The organism is Streptomyces sp. KR80 (assembly GCF_052245555.1).
GTDB lineage: Bacteria > Actinomycetota > Actinomycetes > Streptomycetales > Streptomycetaceae > Streptomyces.
This window is the reverse complement of record NZ_JBQQCD010000004.1, coordinates 135732-157230: the sequence shown is the minus strand read 5'-3', so window position 1 is coordinate 157230 and position 21499 is coordinate 135732. Positions and strand designations below refer to the sequence as shown.

22 protein-coding genes and 1 pseudogene are annotated in these 21499 nt (G+C 68.8%); 15 read left to right on the top strand and 8 right to left on the bottom strand.

The genetic code is table 11. The features are described 5' to 3' along the window. Window positions 1–52: 52 nt before the first annotated feature. Window positions 53–1453, bottom strand: coding sequence for a cation:dicarboxylate symporter family transporter (locus ACTWQI_RS08305; protein WP_443268938.1), 1401 nt, complete (start codon window positions 1451–1453; stop codon window positions 53–55). Between the two features lie 151 nt (window positions 1454–1604). Between ACTWQI_RS08305 and ACTWQI_RS08300 the strand changes: the two genes are divergently transcribed. Together ACTWQI_RS08300 and ACTWQI_RS08295 are read left to right on the top strand one after the other, a co-directional pair. Beyond that, the gene (locus tag ACTWQI_RS08300; RefSeq protein ID WP_443268936.1) at window positions 1605–3398 is read left to right on the top strand and encodes a sensor histidine kinase; all 1794 of its coding nucleotides are present in this window, start codon (window positions 1605–1607) and stop codon (window positions 3396–3398) included. Next, window positions 3395–4105: a response regulator gene (locus ACTWQI_RS08295; protein WP_443268934.1), complete on the top strand. Its 711-nt coding sequence runs from the start codon at window positions 3395–3397 to the stop codon at window positions 4103–4105. Before ACTWQI_RS08300 ends, ACTWQI_RS08295 begins: the two co-directional genes overlap by 4 nt. A gap of 26 nt (window positions 4106–4131) precedes the next feature. Here the strand turns inward: ACTWQI_RS08295 and ACTWQI_RS08290 are convergent, their stop codons facing one another. Then, a complete protein-coding gene (locus tag ACTWQI_RS08290; protein ID WP_443268932.1) occupies window positions 4132–4602 on the bottom strand; it encodes a PCC domain-containing protein in 471 nt (156 codons plus the stop codon). A gap of 1 nt (window position 4603) precedes the next feature. Beyond that, on the bottom strand, window positions 4604–5383 hold the full coding sequence (locus ACTWQI_RS08285; protein WP_443268930.1) for a hypothetical protein: 780 nt from the start codon (window positions 5381–5383) through the stop codon (window positions 4604–4606). A 387-nt stretch (window positions 5384–5770) separates the two neighbouring features. On the opposite strand from ACTWQI_RS08285, the gene ACTWQI_RS08280 reads away from it, so the two are divergent. From ACTWQI_RS08280 to ACTWQI_RS08265, 4 genes are all read left to right on the top strand, one after another. Then, entirely contained in the window at window positions 5771–7135 is a 1365-nt protein-coding gene (locus ACTWQI_RS08280; protein WP_443268928.1) for an extracellular solute-binding protein, read from the top strand. Beyond that, window positions 7132–8061: a carbohydrate ABC transporter permease gene (locus ACTWQI_RS08275; RefSeq protein WP_443268926.1), complete on the top strand. Its 930-nt coding sequence runs from the start codon at window positions 7132–7134 to the stop codon at window positions 8059–8061. The genes ACTWQI_RS08280 and ACTWQI_RS08275 overlap by 4 nt, the downstream gene beginning before the upstream one ends. A 2-nt stretch (window positions 8062–8063) precedes the next feature. Further along, window positions 8064–8897, top strand: a complete 834-nt coding sequence (locus ACTWQI_RS08270; protein ID WP_443268924.1) for a carbohydrate ABC transporter permease — start codon at window positions 8064–8066, stop codon at window positions 8895–8897. A 207-nt stretch (window positions 8898–9104) separates the two neighbouring features. Then, window positions 9105–9755, top strand: a complete 651-nt coding sequence (locus ACTWQI_RS08265) for a LysR substrate-binding domain-containing protein (RefSeq protein WP_443268922.1) — start codon at window positions 9105–9107, stop codon at window positions 9753–9755. Window positions 9756–9910: 155 nt separating this feature from the next. Here the strand turns inward: ACTWQI_RS08265 and ACTWQI_RS08260 are convergent, their stop codons facing one another. Both ACTWQI_RS08260 and ACTWQI_RS08255 read right to left on the bottom strand, forming a co-directional pair. Further along, window positions 9911–10333 (bottom strand): hypothetical protein, encoded by a 423-nt coding sequence (locus ACTWQI_RS08260; RefSeq protein ID WP_443268921.1) that lies wholly within the window; start codon window positions 10331–10333, stop codon window positions 9911–9913. 63 nt (window positions 10334–10396) lie between these two features. Further along, on the bottom strand, window positions 10397–10942 hold the full coding sequence (locus ACTWQI_RS08255; protein WP_443268919.1) for a DUF2231 domain-containing protein: 546 nt from the start codon (window positions 10940–10942) through the stop codon (window positions 10397–10399). 118 nt (window positions 10943–11060) lie between these two features. On the opposite strand from ACTWQI_RS08255, the gene ACTWQI_RS08250 reads away from it, so the two are divergent. From ACTWQI_RS08250 to ACTWQI_RS08240, 3 genes are all read left to right on the top strand, one after another. Further along, the gene (locus ACTWQI_RS08250) at window positions 11061–11804 is read left to right on the top strand and encodes a helix-turn-helix transcriptional regulator (RefSeq protein WP_443268917.1); all 744 of its coding nucleotides are present in this window, start codon (window positions 11061–11063) and stop codon (window positions 11802–11804) included. A gap of 124 nt (window positions 11805–11928) precedes the next feature. Next, a complete protein-coding gene (locus ACTWQI_RS08245; protein ID WP_443268915.1) occupies window positions 11929–13773 on the top strand; it encodes a glycoside hydrolase family 15 protein in 1845 nt (614 codons plus the stop codon). Continuing rightward, the gene (locus ACTWQI_RS08240) at window positions 13770–14252 is read left to right on the top strand and encodes a hypothetical protein (protein WP_443268913.1); all 483 of its coding nucleotides are present in this window, start codon (window positions 13770–13772) and stop codon (window positions 14250–14252) included. Before ACTWQI_RS08245 ends, ACTWQI_RS08240 begins: the two co-directional genes overlap by 4 nt. A 6-nt stretch (window positions 14253–14258) precedes the next feature. Here the strand turns inward: ACTWQI_RS08240 and ACTWQI_RS08235 are convergent, their stop codons facing one another. Both ACTWQI_RS08235 and folE read right to left on the bottom strand, forming a co-directional pair. Continuing rightward, the gene (locus tag ACTWQI_RS08235) at window positions 14259–15149 is read right to left on the bottom strand and encodes a dihydrofolate reductase family protein (protein ID WP_443268912.1); all 891 of its coding nucleotides are present in this window, start codon (window positions 15147–15149) and stop codon (window positions 14259–14261) included. Further along, entirely contained in the window at window positions 15136–15825 is a 690-nt protein-coding gene (gene folE / locus ACTWQI_RS08230; protein WP_443268910.1) for a GTP cyclohydrolase I, read from the bottom strand. The genes ACTWQI_RS08235 and folE overlap by 14 nt, the downstream gene beginning before the upstream one ends. A 349-nt stretch (window positions 15826–16174) precedes the next feature. On the opposite strand from folE, the gene ACTWQI_RS08225 reads away from it, so the two are divergent. The 6 genes and pseudogenes from ACTWQI_RS08225 (at window position 16175) to ACTWQI_RS08200 (ending at window position 20152) form a co-directional block, all read left to right on the top strand. Beyond that, window positions 16175–16372 (top strand): hypothetical protein, encoded by a 198-nt coding sequence (locus ACTWQI_RS08225; RefSeq protein WP_443268908.1) that lies wholly within the window; start codon window positions 16175–16177, stop codon window positions 16370–16372. A 59-nt stretch (window positions 16373–16431) separates the two neighbouring features. Then, window positions 16432–16797, top strand: a complete 366-nt coding sequence (locus ACTWQI_RS08220; protein WP_443268906.1) for a DUF488 domain-containing protein — start codon at window positions 16432–16434, stop codon at window positions 16795–16797. Window positions 16798–16851: 54 nt separating this feature from the next. Further along, complete coding sequence (gene tal, locus ACTWQI_RS08215; RefSeq protein WP_443268904.1) at window positions 16852–17976, top strand: transaldolase; 1125 nt, start codon at window positions 16852–16854, stop codon at window positions 17974–17976. Further along, complete coding sequence (locus tag ACTWQI_RS08210; RefSeq protein WP_443268902.1) at window positions 17976–19211, top strand: NAD(P)/FAD-dependent oxidoreductase; 1236 nt, start codon at window positions 17976–17978, stop codon at window positions 19209–19211. The genes tal and ACTWQI_RS08210 overlap by 1 nt, the downstream gene beginning before the upstream one ends. A 57-nt stretch (window positions 19212–19268) precedes the next feature. Further along, a pseudogene (locus ACTWQI_RS08205) lies at window positions 19269–19366 on the top strand (carbohydrate ABC transporter permease); the annotation flags it as partial. 81 nt (window positions 19367–19447) lie between these two features. Further along, window positions 19448–20152 carry a helix-turn-helix domain-containing protein gene (locus ACTWQI_RS08200; RefSeq protein ID WP_443268900.1) on the top strand — a complete coding sequence of 235 codons (705 nt, stop codon included), beginning with the start codon at window positions 19448–19450 and terminating at the stop codon, window positions 20150–20152. A gap of 118 nt (window positions 20153–20270) precedes the next feature. On the opposite strand, the gene ACTWQI_RS08195 is transcribed toward ACTWQI_RS08200, so the two are convergent. After that, window positions 20271–21296 carry an ATP-dependent 6-phosphofructokinase gene (locus ACTWQI_RS08195; RefSeq protein WP_443268898.1) on the bottom strand — a complete coding sequence of 342 codons (1026 nt, stop codon included), beginning with the start codon at window positions 21294–21296 and terminating at the stop codon, window positions 20271–20273. Between the last annotated feature and the right edge of the window lie 203 nt (window positions 21297–21499).

The window sequence follows — 21499 nt, the reverse complement described above, 5'->3', positions numbered from 1 at the left end:
GCGTTGGCGTCAGGGGGCCGTCAGGTCGTCGGGGGCCGTCGGACGGTCACCGTCAGACGGTCACCGGCTCCTTGGCGGGGCCCTCCGGCTGCTCCGGCGCATCCTGAAGGGCGGGCGACGGCGCCGCGTGCTCGTCGACGAGGGTCTTCTCGTCGAAGGGCACCCTCCCGGCCAGGACGTCGTTGACCCGGCTCTTGTCGATCTCCTTGGTCCAGGTACCGATCAGGACGGTCGCGACCGCATTGCCGGCGAAGTTGGTCAGCGCCCGGGCCTCGCTCATGAAGCGGTCGATGCCGACGATCAGGCCCACGCCGTCCAGCAGCTCCGGCCGATGCGACTGCAGGCCGCCCGCCAGGGTGGCCAGGCCGGCGCCGGTGACGCCCGCCGCACCCTTCGACGCGATCACCATGAAGATCAGCAGCGAAATCTGCTCACCCAGCGACAGCGGATTCCCCATCGCCTCGGCGACGAACAGCGAGGCCATCGTCAGATAGATCGCGGTGCCGTCGAGGTTGAAGGAATAGCCGGTCGGCACGGTGATACCGACGACCGGCTTGCTGACTCCCAGGTGCTCCATCTTCGCGATCAGCCGGGGCAGCGCCGACTCCGACGAGGAGGTGGAGAGGATCAGGAGGAACTCCCGCCCCAGGTACCTCAGCAGCGCCAGCAGGCTGATCCCGGCGACCAGCCGCAGCAGCGTACCCAGCACCACGAAGACGAAGACCAGGCAGGTGGCGTAGAACCCGACCATGATCACGGCCAGCGACTTCAGGGCGTCGAGCCCGGTCTCACCGACCACCGCTGCGATCGCGCCGAAGGCCCCGACCGGCGCCACCCACATGATCATGGCCAGCACCCGGAACACCAGCCGCTGCACGTGTCCGACACCCCGGATGATCGGCTCTCCGGCCGATCCCATCGCCTGCAGCGCGAACCCGACCAGCAGCGCGATCAGCAGCGTCTGCAGCACCTCGCCGCCGGTGAAGGCGGACACGAAGGTGGTCGGAATGACGCCGAGCAGGAAGTCCGCCGTGGACGTGGCCGTGCCCTCGGCCGCCGCCTCACCGGCATCGCGTGCGGCATCGGTCAGGTGCAGACCCGCACCCGGCTCGAGAACGTTGCCGACCACCAGGCCGATCGCCAGAGCGATGGTGGACATCACCATGAAGTAGCCGAGCGCCAGTCCGCCCACCGTGCCGACCTTGGCGGCCCTGCGCACCGACCCCACACCCAGCACGATCGTGCAGAAGATGATGGGCGAGATCATCATCTTGATCAGATTCACGAAGCCGGTGCCCAGCGGCTTCAGTTCGACGGCCACCCCGGGGGCGGCGAAGCCCACGATGATGCCCAGCAGCACCGCCCCGACGACGGCGATGTAGAGGTAGTGCGTACGATCCCGCTTCTTCGCCGGTCCCGGCGTCTGTCCTGGTGGCAGAGTCTGCGCAGCCACGGTCGTCTCCTTGTCCTGACGCAGTACGTGCGGCTCACGTCCTGGAAGGTCTCGGCGAATATCCATCACCGTGTGATGCCCGTCACCCTTGTGTTCATTTCGTTCTCGGACGGCTCTCGGCTGTGCGTCATCCGCCAGGCAGACTGTCGTCATGCGCATCCCCCGTCCCCGGAGCCTGGCGGGCCAGCTCTTCGCGATGCAGGTCGTGCTGGTCGCCGCCGTGGTGGCCGGGTGCGCGATCTTCGCCTACCTGACCGCCCGCGGTCAGGCCGAGCAGGCGGCGCGGCACCAGACGACCGCCGCGGCGCGAGCCGTCGCCGACTCCCCGTCCGTACGGGCCGCGATCCGCAGCGACGATCCGACGGCCGTGCTCCAGCCGTACGCCGAGCGGGTCCGCCGGGACACCGGGGTCGCCTTCGTCACGATCATGAACCCGGACGGCATTCGCTGGACCCACCCGGACCCGGACCGGATCGGCGGGGAGTTCCTGGGCCACACCGCGCCCGCCCTGGAAGGCCGGACGTTCACCGAGACCTACACCGGCACGCTGGGGCCCTCGGTGCGTGTGGTGACCCCGGTCCGGGAGGGAGAGCGGGGCGAAGGGCGCATCGTCGGGCTGGTCAGCGCGGGCATCACGGTCGACCGGATCAGCGCGCAGGTGCGGCGCCAGATGGTCGGGCTGCTCGGGGTCGCGGCCGGGGCGCTCGCCCTCGGCGGCGTGGGGACGTATGTGATCAACGCCCGGCTGCGGCGCCATACGCACGGCATGAACGCGGCCGAGCTGAGCCGGATGCACGACTACCACCAGGCGGCGCTGCACGCGGTGCGCGAAGGGCTGCTGATGCTGGACGGGCAGCGGCGGATCGCGCTGATGAACGACGGCGGGCGGGAACTGCTGGGTCTCGACGAGAGTGCGGTGGGCCGTTACGTCGCCGACCTCGGCCTGCCCGCCCCGCTCACCGGCGCGCTGCTGGCCACCGAGGAGCGGGTGGACGAGGTGCATCTGACCGCCGACCGGATCGTCGTGGTCAACACCTCACCGGTCTCGAGCGGAGAGAAGCGCGGCACCGTGGTCACGCTCCGGGACCACACCGAACTGCAGGCGCTCTCCGGCGAGTTGGACTCCGTCCGCGGCTTCGCGGAGGCGCTGCGCTCACAGGCGCACGAGGCGGCGAACCGGCTGCACACCGTCGTCTCGCTGATCGAGCTGGGGCGCGCGGACGAGGCGGTGCGGTTCGCCACGGCGGAGCTGGAGTTGGCCCAGGCGCTCACCGACCAGGTGGTCGCGGCGGTGGCCGAGCCGGTGCTGGCGGCTCTGCTGCTGGGGAAGGCGGCGCAGGCGAACGAACGCGGGGTGGAGCTGGTCCTCGCCCCCGACAGCCGGATCGACGACGGGGTGCTCCCCGATCCGCTGCCGGCGCGCGACCTGGTGACGGTGCTGGGCAACCTGATCGACAACGCGGTGGACGCCGCCGCTGAGGGGACCACACGCGACGCGCCCGATGCCCGGACCACGATCGCGTCGGTGCCCGCGGCCCGCCGTCCCACCGCCGACGGGCCTCCCCCAGAGCTTCTCCCCCACAGCTGCGCGTGGGGGTGCCCCCAGGGCGGTACCCCCAGCCCCGACCGGCCTGGCCGCCGGTCGCGCGTCACGGTCACCGCCCGCGCCGACGACGGTGAGCTGCTGCTCCGGGTCGCGGACACCGGTCCGGGCGTGGACGCGGACGCGGTCGAGGAGATCTTCCGGCGCGGCTGGAGCACGAAGGGCCCGTCCGGGAACGGGACCGAGCTCGGGTTCGGGCTCGGACCGGGCCGTGGCCTCGGCCTGGCCCTGGTCCGTCAGGCCGTGCGCCGGGGCGGCGGCACGATCGAGCTGGGCCGGTCAGCGGAAGGCGGCGCGGAGTTCACCGTACGGCTGCCCCTCCGGACAGGGGTCGGCACATGAACGGCCTGAGAGCGCCGCGGGGCGCAGCCAGGCCCATCCGCGTGCTCGTCGTCGAGGACGACCCCGTCGCGGCCGACGCGCATGCGCTCTACGTCGGCCGGGTGCCGGGCTTCGAGGTGTCCGGGATCGTGCACTCCGGCGGCGAGGCGCGGCGGCAGCTGGACCGCGCGCCCGTGGATCTGCTGCTGCTCGACCTCTATCTCCCCGACGGCCACGGGCTGCAGCTCGTCCGGTCGCTGCGTGCGGCGGGGCATGCGATGGATGTGATCGCCGTGACGTCCGCACGCGATCTGGCAGTCGTCCGCGAGGGCGTCTCGCTGGGTGTGGTGCAGTACGTGCTGAAGCCGTTCAGCTTCTCCACCCTGCGCGACCGGCTCGTGCGGTACGCCGAGTTCCGCGGCACCGTGGGAGAGGCCAGCGGCCAGGACGAGGTGGACCGGGCGCTGGCCGCTCTCCGTGCACCGCAGCCGGCCACGCTGCCCAAGGGTCTGAGCGGGCCGACCCTTGAGGCGGTGACCCGCGTGCTCCGCGACTCGGGGGCGGACGGGGTCACGGCGAGCGCGGCGGGCGAGGCGGTCGGAATCTCGCGGATCACGGCGCGCCGCTATCTGGAACACCTGGTCGGCGCCGGACGGGCCGAACGCAGCCCCCAGTACGGGCAGGTGGGCCGCCCCGAGCTCTGCTACCGCTGGCTCAGCCCTCGTTGACCGAGCGCCCCTTCGAGACCGGCCGCTCAGTCATCGGCGTACTCGAGATACAGGTCCAGCCCGTCGTCGCCGGTCAGGGCGCGCTGAAGGTAGCCGGAAACCGCCCGGTTGTCCTCGACTCCGACCGTGGCGTGAACGGTGATCCTTCCGCCCACGATGCTGCCCGCGGCGCTCAACACGCCAGGAGTGTCGTATTCCGTGGCGGTGCCGGCCGCCGACAGCAGCGTGAACGAGGTGATCGTGCCGACCGCGCGGAAGACGACGCCGTTCTGATACCCGGACTCGGCCAGTTCCCGCAGCGCCTCAAGGAGGTCCGTGTGCCGTCCGACCGCGTACCTCTCCATGTGGTGGACGTGGTGGACGGTATCGCCACCCGTTTCCCGCGGTCGTGGCTCGGCCCCTTCGGATTCTCCGGTACGGGTGATCAGGGCGGGCCCTTCCGGCTGCCGGGGAGTCTTGCCGTCGGCGTCACGGTCTTCCTCGCGGTCGGACGTCACATCACCCTCCAGTACCCGTCGCGGGGCACAGCTTGGCACGTCCGCGTGCGTTGATGCAGGTGTCCCAGCCCCGCATCTTCATCCCGTAGTCGCCCTCGAACTGCCCCCACGTTCCATTCGCGAACTGGATGTCGAACTTCACCATCGGGAACTTCTTGGTGCTCTTCTTGTTGCCCCACTTCTTGTAAAGCGACTCTTCGTGACTCATGCGATTCATGTCGTCCGGGCCGTCCGCGTCGTCATCGAAGTAGGTGGAGCAGGTCTTGTCCTTCTCGCGCGGGATGTTCACTCCGCACTCATAGGAGAAGTAGCCCTTGAAGTTACGGGACCCGGAGATGTGGTCGTAGTAGGCCGTCAGCTTCCAGCGCTTCGCGGTTTCACCGCCGTGGCTCTGGTGCATCTTGAATTTGATCTTCTGCTTCGTGGTGCAGACGCCGTCCTTGCAGTGCACCCACTTGGCCGTCATCCAGTCGGTCTTGTAAAGGAAGTTGGAGAGCTTGTTGTTCCCCCGCAGCTTGTAGCCGCGCGGAGTGTCCTTCGCGAGTGTGCTGATGGGCCCGTGCTCCGGCTTGCGCGTGCCGTTGCCGGCGAGCTGGGCGCGCACCGACGCGGGCAGGTCCGACACGGGGTGCGGCCCGTCCGGGGTTTCCTCGTCCGTGAGGTAGTACACGTCACCGCTCACACCCTGCGTGGGTGAACTGAGCGCCGGAGCAGCCGCTGCGGTCAGCGCGGTTGTGGCGACAATTGCGGTCAGTATGGCTATGGGCCGTGCGATGCGCACAGGTGTCCCCTTCCCCGTTGGACGTGACCCGGCTGGTCCCGGGCCACGAGGGACACATCCTTGCGGATCGAACATGTGCGCACGAACGGGTTTGTGGGGAACTGGCTGAATTTCGATCAGTTCGAGGCTTGAGGGCGCCGCGCACGACGCGGATCTCGCGCCGCCCCCATGCCACGACTGTGGCCGACGGCGGCGAGCGGGCAGGCTCCATCGCGGCCCGTTCGGCAGCCCCTCTTTCCAAGACCCTTGCGGGGTAGCAGGGTTGAGGGCTGAATAACAACGTTGTCACGGATCTGACGAGCGGTTATCCACAGGCATTGACCCCCCGTTCACGGAACTCGTACCGTCACCAGACAGCCTGCTGAAGGCTTCTGAGGAGGTCGTGCCGTGCGCCCCACCGCCCCGCTGATCCTCACCACGGTCCTGGCCGCCGCCACCGCGCTCACCGCGTGCGGCGGCGGCTCCGGCAGCGACCCCGACACAGTGAAGGTCGCCTATCAGCGAAGTACGAACAACAAGGTCCGCATCATGGACGACTACCTCGCCATGGTGAGCAAGCAGTTCGAGAAGGCGAACCCCGGCAAGACCGTCAAGTTGATCCCGATCCAGGCGGCCGAGAACGACTACTACGCCAAGATCCAGCAGATGATGCGCTCCCCGAAGACCGCCCCGGACCTGGTCTACGAGGACACCTTCCTCATCAACTCCGACATCAAGAGCGGCTATCTGCGCCCCCTCGACGACTACCTGCGCACGTGGAAGACCTGGGACCGATTCGTCGACACGGCGAAGGCCGCGGCCAAGGCGGAGGACGGCAAGACGTACGGCGTACCGGACGGCACCGACACCCGCGGGCTGTGGTTCAACAAGGAGATCTTCGCCAAGGCGGGGCTGCCCACCGACTGGCAGCCGAAGAGCTGGGACGAGATCCTCGACGCGGCGCGCACCATCAAGAAGAAGGTCCCCGGTGTCACTCCACTGAATGTGTATACGGGCAAGGCTCCCGGCGAGTATTCGGTGATGCAGGGCTTCGAGATGCTGCTGTACGGCACGGGCGAAGACCCGCTGTACGACGTGAGGGCGAAGAAGTGGGTGACGGGCAGTCAGGGCTTCAAGGACTCCCTGGACTTCGTCCGGACGGTGTACTCGGAGAAGCTGGGGCCGGACGTCTCCGACGCCCTCGACCCCAACGTCGGGACCGCGGTCGCCACTGACTGGATGCCGGAGGGCAAGCTCGCCATCAATCTCGACGGCTCGTGGGTGGGCCAGAACTGGCTGAAGACCGGCGGCAAGCCATGGCCCGAGTGGTCCAAGGTGCTGGGCAACGCCCCGATGCCCACCCAGCGCGGCGCCGCCCCCGGCAAGGTGAGCCTGTCCGGCGGCTGGACGTGGTCGATACCGGCGAAGTCCCGGAACGCCGGTCTCGCCTGGAAGCTGATCGAGACGCTGCAGACACAGGAGAACGCGGTGCAGTGGGACGTCCGCGGCGCGCAGATCGCGGTCCGCGATGATGTGGCGAAGGACCCGGAGTATCTGAAGTCCAGTCCGGGCGTGAAGTTCTTCACCGGCCTCGTCCCGTACTCCCACTACCGCCCGGCCCTGCCGGTCTACCCGCAGGTCTCCACGGCGATCGGGGAGGCCATAGAGTCCGTGACCACGGGTGACGCCACGCCTGAACAGGCGTCGAAGGCGTACGACGACCAGCTGAAGTCGATCACCGACGGCGCGGTGACGACCGGAAGGGCGGGATGAGCACCGCGACCGCGGAGGTGGCGGCTCCGTCGCCAGGCCTTCCGCCCGCCGGTCCGGCGGCGCGCCCGCGCCGCCACCGCCCGCTCCGCTGGGTGCCGCTGGCGCCCGCCACCCTCCTTCTGCTGCTCTTCCTCGGCGGGCCGATCGGCTACTGCATCTGGATCGCCTTCACCGACATGCAGCTGACCGGCTCGTCATCCACCGAGTTCGTCGGCCTGGACAACTTCCGGCGCGCGTTCGCCGACGACGCCTTCCGCAACGCCGTCGTCCTGACCCTCGTCTTCACCCTCATCTCGTCGATCCTCGGGCAGAACACTCTGGGGCTCGCTCTCGCCGGCCTGCTCCAGCGCGCCTCGAAGCCGGTCCGTACGCTGACCGGATCGATCGTGATCACCGCCTGGGTCCTGCCCGAGATCGTCGCGGGCTTCCTCCTCTATGCCTTCTTCCGGCGCGAGGGAACCCTGAACGTCATCCTCGACTGGCTCCATCTGCCCGCCCAGAACTGGCTGTTCACCCTGCCCATCCTCGCCGTGTCGTTCGCGAACGTCTGGCGCGGCACCGCCTTCTCGATGCTCGTCTACTCCGCGGCACTGTCCGAGATCCCGACGGAGATCACCGAGGCCGCCGAGGTCGACGGTGCCCGCGGCCCGCGGCGGCTGTGGCACATCACCCTCCCGATGATCCGCCGTTCCATCGGCACCAACCTCATGCTCAACACGCTGCAGACGCTCTCCGTCTTCGGCCTCATCTGGGCCATGACCCGGGGCGGCCCGGGCAACCGCAGCCAGACCCTGCCGGTCTTCATGTACGACCAGGCGTTCCTGAAGTCCCTGATCGGCTACGGCACGGCGGTCGCGCTGCTCCTGCTGCTGGTCGGGGCGCTCTTCTCGGTCGTCTATCTGCGCTTGCTGCGCACGGAGGTTTGACCGTGCCGACCACCTCCCGCCGTACCCGGCACCGCCTGGCCTCCGACGCCGCGCTGCTGACTCTCGCCGCCGCATTCGCCATCCCTCTCGCGTGGCTGGTCCTCGCCTCCCTCGACGCGGACGCGAACCTCCGGGTCGCCTCGCCCTCCCCCGCGACACTCGACAACTTCTCGGCGGTGCTCGATCCGGAGATCACCTATCGGCCGATGCTCAACAGCCTGCTGCTGTGCGGCGGCGCGACCGCCCTCACGGTGGTCTGCGCGGCCCTCGCGGCGTACCCGCTGTCCCGTTTCCGATCGCGCCTGACCCGCCCGTACCTGCTGACAGTGCTGTTCACGACCTGCCTGCCGATCACCGCGATCATGGTCCCGGTCTACGGTCTCTTCGTGCAGGTCGACCTGATCGACACGATGCACGGCACCGCGCTCTTCCTCGCCGCCTCGCAGCTCCCCTTCGCGATCTGGCTGATGAAGAACTTCATGGACGGCGTGCCCGCCGTCCTGGAGGAGGCCGCCTGGACCGACGGCGCCTCCGCGTTCCAGACCCTCACCCGCGTCGTCCTGCCCCTGATGGGCCCGGGCGTGACGGTCGTCACGATCTACAGCTTCATCATGATGTGGGGGAACTTCTTCGTTCCCTTCATGCTGCTGCTCACCCCCGAGCAGTTGCCGGCCTCGGTCAGCATCTTCACCTTCTTCGGAAACTACGGCACCGTCGCGTACGGTCAGCTCGCCGCCTTCTCCGTCCTCTATTCGACCCCGGTGATCCTCCTGTACGTCCTGATCGCCCGCCGCCTGGGCGGCGGCTTCACGCTGGGCGGGGCGGTGAAGGGGTGACGGACGGAACGGCTCACGGCACGGCGAAGGCCCGCGCCGGGATGGCGCGGGCCTTGGCCCCGTATGGTCGTCCGGCCTACTCGTTCAGCGAAATCCCGATGATGTGGGTGTCGGGGGCCAGGTTGTGGGTCTGGTAACCGTCGAAGGGAAGGTCCTTTTGTCGAGCTGAGTCCGGCGGGAGAAGCGCTCCCGGACCAGGTACGCGCCGTGGTGACGGCAACGGAGGAACTGCGCTGGCAGGCCGAGACGCACGCCAATGCGGACGCAGGCCGGATCGTCATCGGATCCTTCGAAGCGATCACCTCCATGGATCCGATACCGGCCATCATGGAAGAACTGCGGTGGGAGCGGCCGCAGTTGGACGTGGAGGTGCTGCGGACGGGATTCGACTCCGCAGCGGCGATTCTGCGGGGCGAGGTCGACGCGGCGTTCGTGTTCCTGCCGGTCCCGGACGGCATCCAGACGCTGCCGCTGGAGAGCGGGAGGCGGTGCGCGGTGATGTCCAGCGGCAACGCGCTCGTCGACAAGGGCCCGCTGACCCTGGCCGACCTTGCCGACCAGTCGCACATCGGCTGGTCGGATCAGGTCCCGAAGGTGTACCGGGACTTCTGGGCCGTCGACCCGCGGCCGGACGGCAGCCCGGTCCGGTACAGCCCGCACGCGGTCGTCGACTACGAGAGCGCCCTCCCGCTGATCGCCATGGGCGAAGGGATCCAGCTGCCCCCGGATGCGGGCCGGTGGCTCTACCCGCGGCCCGGTGTGTCGTACGTGGAGGTCACCGACCTGGAGCCGTGGACCGCGGCGCTGGCATGGCTCCCGGCGAGACGCGACGACCCGTTCGTCACCGCGCTCCGGTAGGCGACACGAGAGGTGCTGCGCAGAGGCCGGGGTGGTAGCTGAGGCCGCGGATGGTGGGCCGCCTGATGTCTCTGCGTCAGTCCAGGCAAGTCAACCTCATCGAAGTTCCTTCCGCCTCCGCCGCCGGTATGGAGGCGGTGGCGGTGCCGGTCGTGTCAGCTGCCGATGCCCAGTGCGGTGAGCAGGACGAGCACGACGGTCGTGACGGCCGATAGTCCGTGTCCGGCAACCACGGGCACCGGGAAGTGCTTCTCGGCGGGTGCGGCCTGTTCGCCTTCTGCCGGGGTGGTGGCGCGGCCTTGGTACACGGGGATCCACCGGGCGAGCATGGTGAAGCCGAGCAAGGCGACGGGAACGAGCAGGCCGAAGGCGGTCCATGCGAGTGCTGTCTCATCTGCGATGACGTAGATGATCCACACGACCAGGCCAACGGCGGCGAGGGCGAAGTGCCCGAAGATGACGGGGACGGGCAGGCGGCTGGTACCGCCTCGGGCGCCGCCGTGTGTGATCCAGATACCGAGCATGTAGAAGCCGCCGAGGGCGGTGACCACCCACATGATGAGTGCGGCGATGTCCATGAGAACTCCCAGGATGTCGGTGGGAAGGCCGCCCGTGGAAGACCGCTGCGGCCCGGGCTGTGATCAGTCGGTGGTGGCCCCTGGCCTGCGGTGGCTGGGGGTGAACCCTTCGGCCTGGGTTGCCTCGTCCGCGACCCGGACGCCGTAGTGGTAGGCGAGTTGGCCGCCCAGCCATCCCGAGACGCCGAGTACGGCCAGGCTTACGGCGCTGAGTGCCAGTTGCCCTACCCCGACGCTGCCGGACGGCCCGTCTCCCGCCTTCCGCCACAGGAAGTTGCCCGCGTAGGCGGCGGTGACCAGCAGGTTGAGCGTCATGTGGATCAGGCCGACGCGGAAGACGCGGGTGCCGGCCGGGATGGCAAGAAGGTCCAGGAAGCCGATCATCGCCGCGGCCAAGGCACCGATCACGCCCACTGCGATCAGCCACATCGCTCCCCGTGACAGGAAGTCGGTGTCGTCCGCGATATGGGAGCCGATGTCGAAGACGAGGCTGCCCACCCAGGCGCCGATCGGCACCGTGACCAGGATCGGGTGGAACGGGTGCCCGTACGGACCAGCGAGCATGGCGCTGACCGGCTGCTTGGCCTTCTGCTGCAACGACTCAGCCATGACAACCTCCCTTTTTCACCAACAAAGCTTGGTCTTATTGCGAGAGCTGGTCAAGTGGGCCAGATCAGACGAGTGCGGAGCGCCATACACCTAGCGGGGTGGGAGTTATCGTGGGTGAGTGGCATCAGACATGACCCAGTCGATCTACCCGACCGACACGGCGATCGAAGCCGTCAGCGCCCTCGCTGAGGACTTGCGGCGTCAGATGTACGCCTTCATCCGCCGCGCCCGCCGACCCGTGAGCCGGGACGAGGCAGCCGCCAGCGTGGGTATATCCCGCAAGCTCGCCGCCTTCCACCTCGACAAGCTCGTCCATGCCGGCCTGCTGCGCACCCGCTACGACCCCCCGGGTGGCATCCGCAAGGTGGGACGGAAGCCCAAGCTCTACGAACCCACGGATACCCAGATCCTCGTCAGCATCCCCGACCGTCGCCACGAACTGCTGGCGGACCTGCTCCTGCAGGCAATCGTGACCGAGGATGACGATGAGACCGGGATGCAGGCCGCCATGCGCATCGCCGCGCAGCGGGGGCGGGAGTTGGGCGAAGCCGAGCGTTCACAGGCCCGTCCCGGTCGACTCGGGCTCGAGCGCGGTCTCACTTTCTGCGAGCGCATGCTCGACCAGCGCGGCTTCGAACCCGCACGCGAGAGCCCCACCCGGCTGCGGTTGCGCAACTGCCCCTTCCATCCGCTCGCTGCCAAGGCCCCCGATCTGGTCTGCGGCCTGAACCACGCCTTCCTCACCGGCTACCTGCAAGGCCTGAAGGCCACCACCGTTCAGGCCGTCCTCGCCCCCCGACCGGGCGAATGCTGCGTCGAGCTGGGCCAGGTACATGCTCCCGAGGAGGATTGCCCCAGCTGATCGCCGCCACCCGAAAGGGCACAGCGCCCGGCGAGACCGACACCGTGCCCGAGGCGGAGCCTGTCTGAGGCCGTGTGCAGACGCAGTGGAAGCGGCACGTCCGACTCGGTGCGAGAGTGGTGCCATGGGAGCCGGTGATCCTCCCGTTAATGATCGGCGCCTGCCGGCCACGGCCTGGCGGACCGATGGCTACGCTCCGCTGCGCCACTACGCGGTCATCGGCGACGGCCGGGCGGCGGCCCTGGTCGCCCGCGACGGGTCGGTGGACTGGCTGGGACTGCCGGCCCTGGACTCGCCGACAGTGTTCGCCGCCGTGCTGGACGCCGCACGCGGCGGCCGGTTTCTGCTGGAGCCGGAGGTGACCTATCGGGTTGCGCGCCGGTACCTGCCCGGTACCAACGTGCTGGAGACGACATTCACCACCGACCGGGGGATTGCGCGCGTCACCGACGCTCTGACCCTGCACGACGACGCGGCGCTGGCGCCCATGCGGGAGTTGCAGCGACGCCTCGACGGGGTGGCAGGGACCGTGCCGATGCGCTGGAGCGTTCAGCCCCGCTTCGCATACGGCGCCCGCGCGCCACGGCTCGTACGGCGTGCTGGTATTCCGGTGGCGGAGTCGGGCAGCGATGCCCTCGCCGTCTGCGCTTGGGAGGTGGGTGAGCCCACATGCGCCGACGATGCGATCGGCGGCCGTGTCGATCTTCAGGAGGGAACACGAGGATTGATCGCGATGCCGTTCGCATACCAGGAGCCGCTCGTCTTCCCCGCCCGGTCCGAATGCGATGCCCGCATGGAGAAGACGTGCGAGATCTGGCGCCACTGGGCGAAGGAACGCGCATACGAAGGCATGTGGCGGGAGGCCGTCCTGCGCAGCGCCCTGACGCTCAAGCTGCTGATTTTCGCCCCGTCCGGTGCCGTTGCGGCCGCGGCGACGTCCTCACTGCCGGAGTGCATCGGTGGTGAACGCAACTGGGACTACCGGTTCTCCTGGGTCCGCGACTCGGCCTTCGCGCTGGAGGCTTTCCTGCGGCTCGGTTGCTCTGCCGAGGCGCATGCCTATTTCTGGTGGCTCATGCATGCCTCCCAGCTCACCCACCCCCGGCTGCGGGTGCTGTACCGGCTGGATGGAGGCGCCCAGGCACCGGAAGTGGCTCTTCCACTGGAGGGCTACCACGGCTCCGCACCGGTCCGGATCGGGAACGCGGCGGCCGACCAGGTCCAGCTGGACACCTACGGAGAGCTGCTGCAGACCGGTTGGCTGTATGCCCGGGCCATGGGCCGACTGGACAACGACGTGGCGCGACGGCTGGCTGAACTCGCCGACTTCATCTGCTCGCATTGGCAGCGGCCGGACTCGGGCATCTGGGAGGTGCGCAGCGCGCCCGTTCACTTCACCCAGTCGAAGATGATGTGCTGGGTGGCTCTCGACCGTGCCGTGCGGCTCGCCGAGCGCGGGCTGATCCCTCATGGCCACGCGGCCCGGTGGCGGTCAGGGCGGCAGGCGGTGCGCGAGTTCGTCGAGACGCGCTGTTTCTCACAAGAGCGCAACTGCTACGTGCGCTCGGCTGGCAGCGAGGATCTGGACGCTGCCGTCTTGCTCGGCCTGCTCTACGGGTATGGCGATCCAGGCGATCCGCGCCTGCGTGCCACGGTCGACGCCGTGGGCCGGGAACTCAGGCACGGCCCGTATGTGGACCGGTATTCCGGCGAAGACGGCCTGAGCGGAACTGAGGGGGCGTTTGTCGCCTGCTCTTTCTGGCTGGCCGAGTCCTTGGCCCGCAGCGGCCGCCTCGATGATGCCGTCGAGCTGATGGACGAGCTCGTCGGACTGGCCAATGACGTCGGCCTGTACAGCGAGGAGATCGACCCGGTCTCCGGCGCCTTCCTGGGAAACATGCCGCAGGGGCTGAGTCATCTGGCGCTGATCAGCGCGGCCTGCGCCATCAGCAAGGAGGCCGGCAGATGACTGCCTGGGGCGTTGTTGCCGGCGGGTTTGTCGGCACGCTCGTGCTGACCACCGCACTGCGTGCCGCCAGCGAGCTCAAGCTCACCCGCATTGACCTGCCGTTCCTGCTCGGCACGGTCGTGACCGTGAACAGGACGCGAGCCAAGGCGATCGGGTACCTGATGCACTTCGTCAACGGGCAGATCTTCGCGTTCGGGTACTACGCCGTGTTCCTGACCATCCACTACAGCAGTTGGTGGTTGGGCGCCCTGCTCGGTCTCGGGCACGGGCTGTTCGCCGGCACTGCGTTGGTGAACATCCTGCTGCCGCTCGTCCACCCGCGTATGGGCAGCCCGATGACCAGTGCCACGGATGTGGCCCTGCTGGAGCCACCCGGATTCCTGATGCTCAATTACGGCCCCGGCACACCCGTCGTCACGGGTCTGGCCCACGTTGCCTACGGGGCCCTGATCGGAGGATTCGCCTCCGTTGGAAACTGACGGCACTCACTGACCGGGCGGGCTGGTGTTCATTCCCCTGGAGAGGCGGGCGCCGCGCAACCGGTAGCGGAGGAACAGATACGACGCCCGCTGCCTCGCGCTGATCAGGTCGGCCGCCTCCTGCCGTCCGGGCAACAGCTCCAGCCCGGCCACCAACCCGGAGCGGGTCGTGTCCGCGCGGCCCGCCAACACGGGGGACACCGTCAGGAACAACTCATCCAGCAGGCCGTCGCCGACGAGCTGACCGATGATGCGCGGCCCGCCCTCGGTGAGCACGATGGTGTGCCCGCGGGCGCGGACGGCATCGAGCACATCTGCCATCCGCAGCCCGGGGCCTTCGCCCACGGCGAGAATCGTGCAGGCTGCCGGGAGGCGTCCGTCCAGCCGCCGGGCCCCGGCCGTCGTGGTGGCGATGAGCGTGCCCGCGCGCAAACCGGGGTGGTCAGCCGGGATGTCGCCGCTCGCGGTGACGACGATCAGGTCCGGCTCGGTAGTACGCCGGAGGCTGTGCCGCAGCTCGGCGAAGTCCGTTGTGGCTGCCGGGTATGCGTGCTCGGGCGTCCAGCGGTGACCTGGTGTGGCCCGAAGAGTGCCCGCCCCGATGAGTACGGCGTCGGCACAGGCCCGCAGCAGTCCCATGACGAACCGATCCGCCGGTTCCCGGCCGCTGATCGCTGAGCCGGAGGAGGGGAACTCCGGGCCGAGGGCGACGACCCCGTCGAGTGAGGTGACGAAGTTGGCGTACAGGCAGGGCTCGGTGAAGCCCAAGTCACCGCTGTAGAGCGCGGCCAGCGTCGACGGCAGACCCCAGCGGGGCAGGCCAGGTTCCTCGTACAGCGGCTTAAGAGCCTCTGCCGGTGTACCGGGGCCAGGGGCTGCGGCGTCATGCCCTGCCACGGTTTGCACCCCTCAGGCCGCACAGTTCGAAGAACTCGAGCCTCAGCTGGTTCTCGGTGTCGTAGGTGCCGCGCCAGTAGGTGGTGCGGGTGCTGGACTCGATCTCGCGGACACCTCGCATCTGCGTGCACAGGTGGACCGCCTCCAGGTGAACCGCGACGCCGTGTGGACGGAGGATGCGCTCCAGCCCATCGGCGAGCTGCTGGCCGATGCGCTCCTGTACGGAGAACCGGCGGCCGAACAGTCGCACCAGTCTGGTCAGCTTGGACAGCCCGAGGATGTGCTCGTGCGCTACGTAGCCGACGTACGCCGTGCCGAAGAACGGCAGGCTGTGGTGCTCGCACAGGGAGAAGAACGGGATCGGCCCCTCCACCACCTGGCTGATGCGGCAATCGGGGCCGCCGCGGCACTCGGTCGGGAACGCGGTGACCAGATTCTCGTCGCCCTCGTACCCGCTGGTCGCTTCGAAGATCGCCCGGAGGAAGCGACGTGGGGTGTCGATCGTGGCCGCTGAACCGACCGGCATGCCCATCGCGGCGAAGATGTCCCGCATGTACCCCTCGAACTGCTGCCACTGCTCCGGAGCGATGTGCCGGGGGGCGACCGCGGCCCATTCCTCGCTGTCGTACCCGAGATCGTCACCGGCCAGCCCGCCCACCTTCGGGGTCCCGCTCAAGGGTTGCTCTTGATCGCTCACCTGCGTCACTTCCTACGGAAGGCCGACGCGCACCCCCATTGCGCCACCGCGAGGTGCACCGGAGGCAGGACTTCGGTGCGCGAACGGCTTCGGCCGTCGCCTGCAGGGCAAGGGTGACATGGGCGCAGACGTTGTTCGGGGCATCCTCGCCGTGCTCCGCATTGTCTCCCTGGTCTCCACCCGACTGGCCGCTTTCGGGGCTGCCGCTGCGCCTGTCGACTGACTGGGACCACATGTCCTGGAAACGTTTCGAAGCCGTCCGAATCCACAGCGTGACCAAGCGCCCGTGGTGCGTTTGCGGCGGCGGGGGCTCTGCAGGAGCCTGGTGATGTGTTCCGTCGGCGCGATTGATCTGCCGCGCTCCATGCCCCTGGCCTGCGGCCGTCGGATCCCGCCCGAGCGGCGACTGCGCTGGGTCCGTTCCACGGCCGGCGCACTTCGGCGCCAGATACTGCGCGTCCTGCCGGTGCTCACCGACCTGGTGAGCGTGGACGGCGAATATCTCCGTGAATCCTCCTGCAGCTGAGGTATGCGCCACCGTGGATTCGCCGGCCAGCCTGCATCAACGACGGTGAGGAGGCAGCAATGGCCGCGACCAAACCGAACGTACGGGTGCGTCGGGTCTACGAGGACCCGGAAGACCAGGACGGCACCCGCGTCCTCGTCGACCGCATCTGGCCACGCGGCCTGACCAAGGACCGAGCGGACCTCGACGAGTGGTGCAAGGAGGTGGCGCCCTCGACCGAGCTACGCAAGTGGTACAGCCACGATCCGCAGCGGTTCAAGGAGTTCGGCCACCGCTACCGGGCCGAGTTGCAGGAGCCCGAGCACGCCGAGGCGCTGGCGCACCTGCGGGATGTGGCGAAGAGGCGGACGCTGACGCTCCTCACGGCGACCAAGCAGGCAGACATCAGCGAGGCCGCGGTACTCGCAGAGGTGTTGCAGAGCTGACCGCGACTCCCGCTTTCCCCGCTGGGGCACACGCGCCTCGGACGAGGAGGAATCATGACCGATACGCTCGCCCGTCTGACCGAGTCGGGAGTATCGATCTGGCTCGACGATCTGAGTCGGCGGAGACTGACCGACGGAAGCCTGGCACGGCTCATCCGGGACCGCCATGTGGTGGGCGTGACGACAAACCCCACGATCTTCGCCAAAGCCATCACCGGCAGCGATGCCTACACCGACCAGCTCACCGATCTCGCGCTGCGCGGAGTAGAGGTCGGGGAGGCCCTACGTGCCCTGACCACCTTCGATGTGCGCTGGGCCTGCGATGTGCTGCGCCCGGCCCACGATGCCACCGGGAGGGTTGACGGGCGCGTCTCGATCGAGGTCGACCCGCGGCTTGCGCACGACACCGCGCGGACCGTGGCCGAGGCGAGGGCGCTGTGGTGGCTGGTGGACCGGCCGAATCTGTTCGTCAAGATTCCCGCAGCAAAGCAGGGTCTGGAAGCCATCACCGCGTGTCTCGCCGAGGGCCTCAGCATCAATGTCACGCTCCTGTTCTCGCTCGACCGGTACGACGCGGTCAGGGAGGCATACCTGACCGGAATGGAGCGTGCCCGGGACGCGGGCCATGACGTGTCGGCCATCGCCTCGGTGGCTTCGTTCTTCGTCTCTCGGGTGGATACCGAAATCGACCGGCGGCTGGACAAGCTGGACGACGAACGGGCCGACGCACTGCGAGGCCGCGCGGCGATCGCAAACGCCCGGCTGGCCTACGAGCACTACGAGCACATGCTGGCCGGCGATCGGTGGAAGTACCTGGAGCGCGCCGGAGCGCGTCCGCAGCGTCTGCTGTGGGCATCCACCGGCGTCAAGGACCCACGGTACGAAGACACCCGATATGTCGCCGACTTGATTGCTCCGGGCGTCGTCAACACCATGCCGGAGGCGACGCTGGACGCGGTCGCCGACCACGGGGTCGTAGCAGATCGCAGTATCCGCGACAGCTACGACGATGCGCACCGCGTGCTGGACGAGCTCGCCAGGCTCGGCATCGACTACGCCGACGTGGTCCAGGTCCTGGAGAACGAAGGAGTTGAGAAATTCGACGCCAGCTGGGACCAACTCGCCACCCAGCTCGCCCGCACCCTGCAGGATTCCGGCCACATAAGGGGGCATGCGTGATGCCGACGCAACCTGCGTTTGTCATCGTCGGAGCGAGCCTGGCGGGGGCCAAAGCCGCCGAGGCGCTGCGCGAGCACGGCTTCGATGGTCGGATCCAGCTCATCGGTGACGAGGACGAGCCGCCGTACGAGCGGCCACCGCTGTCCAAGGGGTACCTGCAGGGCAGTAAGGCCCGCGACACGATCTTCGTGCACGACCTGCAGTGGTACGCCGACCACGACATCGACCTGCTGCTGGGCACCGAGGCCACCGCGATTGACCGCGAACGGCGTGAGGTCACCACCTCCAGGGGCAACCGGATCGGCTACGACAGACTCTTGCTGGCCACAGGCGCCTCACCGCGCCACCTTCCGGTGCCCGGGGCGGATCTCGATGGTGTGCTCTACCTGCGCCGCGTCGGCGACTGCGAAGCCATTCAGCGCACCTTCCAGTCCTCCTCCCGGATCGTGCTCGTCGGGGGAGGGTGGATCGGCCTGGAAGTGGCCGCCGCTGCCAGAACCGCCGACGTGGATGTGACCATCCTCGAAGCAGGCGAGATGCCGCTACTGCGCCTCCTCGGTCCGCAGATCGCGCCCGTCTTCGCCGATCTGCATCGCGAGCACGACGTGGACTTGCGGCTCGGCGCTCATGTCACCGAGATCTTGGGCGAGGACAGGAGAGCCAGCGGGGTGCGTCTCGCAGACGGCACCCGCATCAACGCGGAGGCAGTCATTGTCGGTATCGGCGCCATCCCCAACACCCAACTGGCCGCCGGAACCGGCCTGCGTGTCGACAACGGGGTGGTGGTGGACGCATCGCTGAGCACCTCCGACCCGGACATCTACGCGGTCGGCGATCTGGCGAACGCCTTCCATCCGATGCTCGGCAAGCACATCCGGGTCGAGCACTGGGCCAACGCGCTGAATCAGCCTGACACGGCCGCACAGTCGATGCTGGGCAAGCGCGCGCTCTACGACCGCGTCCCGTACTTCTTCACCGACCAGTACGACTTGGGTATGGAATACGCCGGTTATGCCGAGCCCGGCCAATACGACGACGTTGTCGTACGCGGCGACTTGGGCAGGCGGGAGTTCATCGCCTTCTGGCTGGCCGACGGCCGGGTGTTGGCCGGCATGAACGTCAACATCTGGGACGTCACCGAGCCGATCCAGGAATTGGTCCGCTCGGGCAACAGGGTCGACCGGCGCGGGCTCGCCGACCTGGACGTGCCACTTGACCAGACGGCTACTGCTTGAAGACCCCGTCTCGGCTGAATACGGCAGGCACCGCACGCAGCCCGTTGGGCCCTGATTTTCTCCGTCCTCTATTCCACCCGGTGATCCTTCTGTACGTTCTGATCGCCCGCCGACTCGGCGGGGGATTCACCCTGTGCAGTGCTGTCAAAGGCTGACACTTCGGACGTTCCTACGACATGTGATCTTGGGGGATAGCACCGTGGTCTACCCGCGAGTACGTCCTTAGCGTGGGGCCAATGCGCCAGATCCAGCCATCCGAATCCCGACGGCCCCCATTCGACGCCACCGCCGCACGGCGGCTGCGCGAGGCCTTGGGGATGGCGCACGCACAGGTCGCGTACGGCATCTGGGCCGCCTATGGGCTGCAGGTCGCCCCGGCGACCATCGCCGGCTGGGAGCTCGGTGAGGATTCGCCGACGGAGGCCGAGCTGACCGCCCTGGCGGGGGCCCTGTGGTGCTCCCCCGGCGACCTGCTGAGCGCACCGGGCACCCTCCGCGAGCACCGGATGGCCCGCGGGATGGCCGCCAGCGATCTTGCCCTGCGCATCGGGATGGACCCCGCGGTGTACGAGCGGATGGAGCAGACCGGCCACTGGACCGGGAACGACCGGCAGGCCGCCGCGCTCGCGGAGGTGCTGTCGCTGCCCCTGCCCGACTTCATCGAGGTGACGGGCCGGGCCGAGGCGCTCTCGGAGATGCTGCGCAGTGCCGTCACCACGCGCTGGCAGGCCTACGCCAGGCCGGTCGCGAAACTGCTGCCGCTCCCCCGGCACCGCATCGAGGACGTGCTGCAGCAGCTGCACTCCGACTATCAGTCACAGATGGTCGGGACGCTCAACTGGGGCGAAGGGTCGGCCTCGACCGAGTCGGGAGAGGCCGGGCAGGCGTATCTCGACGGGATCCTGGGGCTGTTCTGGGACGAGATCTACGCCTCACCGTAGGGAGGGCCGGTCCGCGGCCGCGGGCCGCAAGCCGCCGTAGGTCACGCCCTGTAGGCCACGCCGCCGCCTTCCAGCCGCGACACCGCGACACGCGCGCCGCCGCACAGCGCGGCGGGGGTCAGAAGACCGACTCGGCCTCGTGCATGCGGTCTTCCGGGACCGTCTTCAGCTCGGTGACCGCCTCCGCCAGCGGCACCATCCTGATCTCCGTGCCGCGCAGCGCGGTCATCATGCCGAACTCGCCGCGGTGCGCGGCCTCGACGGCGTGCCAGCCGAAGCGGGTGGCCAGCACCCGGTCGTACGCGGTCGGCGTGCCGCCCCGCTGAACATGTCCGAGAATGACCGGCTTGGCCTCCGTACCCAGCCGCCGCTCCAGCTCGGCGGCGAGCCGGTTGCCGATCCCCGCGAAGCGCTCGTGGCCGTACTGGTCGATCTCCCCCGTCTCGTACGGCATCGAGCCCTCGGCCGGGTGCGCGCCCTCGGCGACGCAGATGACCGCGAACTTCTTGCCGCGGGCGAAGCGCTCCTCCACCATCTTGCAGAGGTCGTCGACCTCGAACTTCCGCTCCGGCAGGCAGATTCCGTGCGCCCCGCCGGCCATCCCGGACTCCAGCGCGATCCACCCCGCGTGCCGTCCCATGACCTCGACGACCATGACGCGCTGGTGGGACTCCGCGGTGGTCTTGAGCCGGTCGATGGCCTCGGTGGCGACACCGACGGCGGTGTCGAAGCCGAAGGTGCGGTCCGTGGAGGAGATGTCGTTGTCGATGGTCTTGGGCACACCGACGACGGGCATGCCGGCGTCGGAGAGCATCCGGGCGGCGGTGAGGGTGCCCTCGCCGCCGATCGGGATCAGCACGTCGAGGCTCAGCTCGCGGCACAGCTCCTCGGCGTTGTCGGTCGCCTCGCTGAGCCGCGCACGCTCCAGCCGGGCCGAGCCGAGGATGGTCCCGCCGCGGGCGAGGATGCCGCTCACCGCATCGAGGTCGAGCTTGCGGTACCGGCGGTCCAGCAGGCCCTTGAACCCGTCCTCGAAACCGACGACCTCGTCGCCGTGGCCGGCCACCGCACGGTGCACCACCGAGCGGATCACGGCGTTCAGTCCGGGGCAGTCGCCGCCTGCGGTGAGAACTCCGATACGCATGGTGCTGTGTCTCCTGGTGGGGTGGGACCCCCGGCCCGGCGGCCGGCGGGGAAGGCATCAGGTGCGCCCATACGATTGTTTCACGCGGGCGCCACTGGTCGCGCCTGTGACGTCTCGGACGAGCGCTGTAGCCACCCCGACGGGTATTGTCAAGAGGGCAAGCTGATCGTACGGACTGGTGTCGACGCGCACGTCGACCGGGC

Coding starts and splice junctions, on each gene's coding strand:
- ACTWQI_RS08245 (WP_443268915.1), top strand. CDS start 11,929: ATGGGAGCCGGTGATCCTCCCGTTAATGATCGGCGCCTGCCGGCCACG.
- ACTWQI_RS08255 (WP_443268919.1), bottom strand. CDS start 10,942: ATGGCTGAGTCGTTGCAGCAGAAGGCCAAGCAGCCGGTCAGCGCCATG.
- tal (WP_443268904.1), top strand. CDS start 16,852: ATGACCGATACGCTCGCCCGTCTGACCGAGTCGGGAGTATCGATCTGG.
- ACTWQI_RS08295 (WP_443268934.1), top strand. CDS start 3,395: ATGAACGGCCTGAGAGCGCCGCGGGGCGCAGCCAGGCCCATCCGCGTG.
- ACTWQI_RS08275 (WP_443268926.1), top strand. CDS start 7,132: ATGAGCACCGCGACCGCGGAGGTGGCGGCTCCGTCGCCAGGCCTTCCG.
- ACTWQI_RS08260 (WP_443268921.1), bottom strand. CDS start 10,333: ATGGACATCGCCGCACTCATCATGTGGGTGGTCACCGCCCTCGGCGGC.
- ACTWQI_RS08225 (WP_443268908.1), top strand. CDS start 16,175: ATGTGTTCCGTCGGCGCGATTGATCTGCCGCGCTCCATGCCCCTGGCC.
- ACTWQI_RS08300 (WP_443268936.1), top strand. CDS start 1,605: ATGCGCATCCCCCGTCCCCGGAGCCTGGCGGGCCAGCTCTTCGCGATG.
- ACTWQI_RS08210 (WP_443268902.1), top strand. CDS start 17,976: ATGCCGACGCAACCTGCGTTTGTCATCGTCGGAGCGAGCCTGGCGGGG.
- ACTWQI_RS08220 (WP_443268906.1), top strand. CDS start 16,432: ATGGCCGCGACCAAACCGAACGTACGGGTGCGTCGGGTCTACGAGGAC.
- ACTWQI_RS08195 (WP_443268898.1), bottom strand. CDS start 21,296: ATGCGTATCGGAGTTCTCACCGCAGGCGGCGACTGCCCCGGACTGAAC.
- ACTWQI_RS08240 (WP_443268913.1), top strand. CDS start 13,770: ATGACTGCCTGGGGCGTTGTTGCCGGCGGGTTTGTCGGCACGCTCGTG.
- ACTWQI_RS08200 (WP_443268900.1), top strand. CDS start 19,448: ATGCGCCAGATCCAGCCATCCGAATCCCGACGGCCCCCATTCGACGCC.